We start from the raw sequence: 2,681 nt of genomic DNA, 5'->3' as shown, positions 1-2,681 counted from the left end.
TAGGATTGCTTTTGCTTTTTTTGACTCATAAATCACCTCTATCTAACTATAGATGGTGTCTACTTTTTATGGGTAAGTCCTAAACATAACGCCGTTGTAACCGGCAAAGAATTGTTGGCTAAAATGTGAAGCGAAGCGCAACAGCCAACAGTTTTTTGTCCGCGTTGACGACCTTGTTATGCGTTGACACTCAAAATTAAAAGCGCTTGCGCATGCACTAATAAGCCAAACTTAAAATTAAAAAACACCCACCAAACCAAAAATTGCAAAGAAGCGTTCGACTGGTGAATGACCTTTCTGGTCACAGCTTAAATTGAAAAACGAAAAGCCAAGACCTACTTAAAACACGATTGCACCACTGTACCTAAAAGCTGATTTGAAGAAAAGGCTTGAAGTAAAAACTGCATTAAAGACAGCGATTTAAAGTGACGCATAACGCTCGATTAACGGGTTAAAAATAGTGGGCTAAAATCGAGCGAAGCGAAGAACCCGCTGTTTTTAATCCCTGTTTAATTGCTTGTTAGAGTTACGTTTACCAAATAATTTGTGAAAAACAAACCAAGCCAAAACAATTAATAGCATAATTATCAATAGAACAGTGACAGCCATAAACTCTGTTTGGTATTGAAATGGAGAAGCAAAACCAGTGAACTCAATTTGGGCAAAAGAACAAGAACCTGTACCTAACCTATTTTGAGTGAATGTGCCTCCACATAAGGTCACAGTTAATGAACTTACTACGGCAAATATAATTATTACTGCTGAAATGATAATTCTTTTAGCTTTGTCTTTCACTCTGAACCTTGAGTAACTCTAACGCTTAGCTAACAGGCAAAATTGAATAAGCTAAAATCGAGCGAAGCGACAAGCTTATTTAATTTTGTCCTAGTTTAGCGCCTTGTTATGCGTTTACACAACGCTTTTAAAGCTCTTGCGCCTGCACCAGCGAGCTAAACTTTTATTTATAAAAACACTCACCAAGCTCAAAATTGCAAAGAAGCGTTCGACTGGTGAATGACCTTTCTGGTCACAGCTTAAATTGAAAAACGAAAAGCCAAGACCAACTTAAAACTTAATTGCACCACTGTACCTAAAAGCTGATTTGAAGAAAAGACTTGAGGAAAAAACCGATTTATATTCAGTTAATTGAAATGGCGCATAACGCTTAGCTAACAGGCAAGATTGAATAAGCTAAAATCGAGCGAAGCGACGAGCTTATTTAATTTTGTCCTAGTTTAGTGGCTTGTTATATTTACTCGCCACCATGCTTTTGATTTTTATTTGGCAAGTCATTACAAACGGTACAATTAATGTTTTTTCGGTAATAGTAAACACGCGTAATTGCAACAATACTTACTGTTATTAATGCCCAAAATACACCGAACTCAATAGAGTATTCTAGACCCCTGCCCTTCAAATATTGAACACTTGATAGTAGGACAAAAATTGGTGGTAAAGCTATGATATATTGAAAAAACCATTTTTTTATTGGCATATTGCTTCCTTAACGCTCCCAACTAAAAGTAAATATAACGCCCGCATAACGGGCTAATAAAGCTTGACTATAATTGGTGAGGCACGAACCAAGTCAAGCTTTATTAGTCCATGCGTTTATGCGCTTGTTATATAGCATTGTACTCATGATTAAGTAATCCTAACTTTAAATCATTGTACCAATTGCCACCTAATTTAAAGTTATCTCGAATTGTACCCTCATGAGTAAACCCCAACGATTTTAATAAGTTAAAAGAGGGGTAGTTACCTTCGGTTACAGTTGCGATCACTTTATGGAAGTTACATTGGTTAAAGGCATATTCAATAACGGCCATAGTTGACTCTTTGCCATATCCTTTGCCTTGATACTCTGGACTTAGTAAAAAACCAAGTTCAGCTTGTTGGTATGGTTTCCACTCGGGGTAAAAACCAGTTACCCCAATTTTATTCTCAGTTGCTTTTTCAATAATTGTTAAAGTTAACCAATGGTTAGATGTCTTTTCCCATTCACCTAAACGAGAATTAAAACGTTCATTTATTTCTGATTCGCTAAATGGATCGCTGACATATTTTAGAACTTCACTTGATTGATGAAGTTCCTCAAAAAGCTCCCAGTCATCTTTACTAATTAGTTTTAAAGTTAACCTTTGGGTTTCAATTTGCACTGGCTTTCCCTTGATATATAACGTCCGCCTTAACAGGCGCAAAATAAGCAGGCTAAAATTAGCGACGAAGGAGCGCAAGCCTGCTGTTTTGCGTCCTTGTTTAAGCGATTGTTATAAGTACCTTACGCCATAAGATACTTTATTAATTTACTTTTTTGTAAATACCAAATCAAACCAGATGTAAAAATTAAAATTGAAAGCATTTGAAAACTAGCATATAAATCTATTGTTTTATTTAAGTAGATAGATGCGGTGACCACGACAAAAATAGTTACAAGAGAATTAGAAAAACTTAAATCTTTTTTCCAAAACCAAGGTAAACACAAGCCCCAAAAAATACCTATTAGTACACCAGCAATTAATGATGGTATATGAAATGGAATAAAGCTTATATTTACTAATAAGCTTATGACTCCAATTAAAACCAAAATATTGGAATACTCGATAAGTTTTATATTGTGATTAGCTAAGTTAGATGATTTCACGACACTTCCATGTACTTATAACGAATGAGATGGACTC

Annotated in this window: 4 protein-coding genes; all 4 read right to left on the bottom strand. The window is 35.4% G+C overall.

Going from position 1 to position 2,681, the window contains the following annotated elements:
• Window positions 1-498: 498 nt before the first annotated feature.
• A complete protein-coding gene (locus CWB72_RS11920) occupies window positions 499-795 on the bottom strand; it encodes a hypothetical protein (protein WP_138631645.1) in 297 nt (98 codons plus the stop codon).
• Between the two features lie 457 nt (window positions 796-1,252).
• On the bottom strand, window positions 1,253-1,495 hold the full coding sequence (locus CWB72_RS11915) for a hypothetical protein (protein ID WP_138631643.1): 243 nt from the start codon (window positions 1,493-1,495) through the stop codon (window positions 1,253-1,255).
• Window positions 1,496-1,622: 127 nt separating this feature from the next.
• On the bottom strand, window positions 1,623-2,159 hold the full coding sequence (locus CWB72_RS11910; protein WP_138631641.1) for a GNAT family N-acetyltransferase: 537 nt from the start codon (window positions 2,157-2,159) through the stop codon (window positions 1,623-1,625).
• A gap of 122 nt (window positions 2,160-2,281) precedes the next feature.
• Complete coding sequence (locus tag CWB72_RS11905) at window positions 2,282-2,644, bottom strand: hypothetical protein (protein ID WP_138631639.1); 363 nt, start codon at window positions 2,642-2,644, stop codon at window positions 2,282-2,284.
• Window positions 2,645-2,681 lie beyond the last annotated feature (37 nt).

Source organism: Pseudoalteromonas phenolica, assembly GCF_005886345.1.
Classification (GTDB): domain Bacteria; phylum Pseudomonadota; class Gammaproteobacteria; order Enterobacterales; family Alteromonadaceae; genus Pseudoalteromonas; species Pseudoalteromonas phenolica_A.
The sequence above is the reverse complement of the archived record's forward strand: the minus strand, read 5'-3'. Positions and strand labels throughout refer to the sequence as shown.

Excerpts from the sequence above, each read along its gene's own strand:
- CWB72_RS11915 (WP_138631643.1), bottom strand. The coding sequence starts at position 1,495 with ATGCCAATAAAAAAATGGTTTTTTCAATATATCATAGCTTTACCACCA.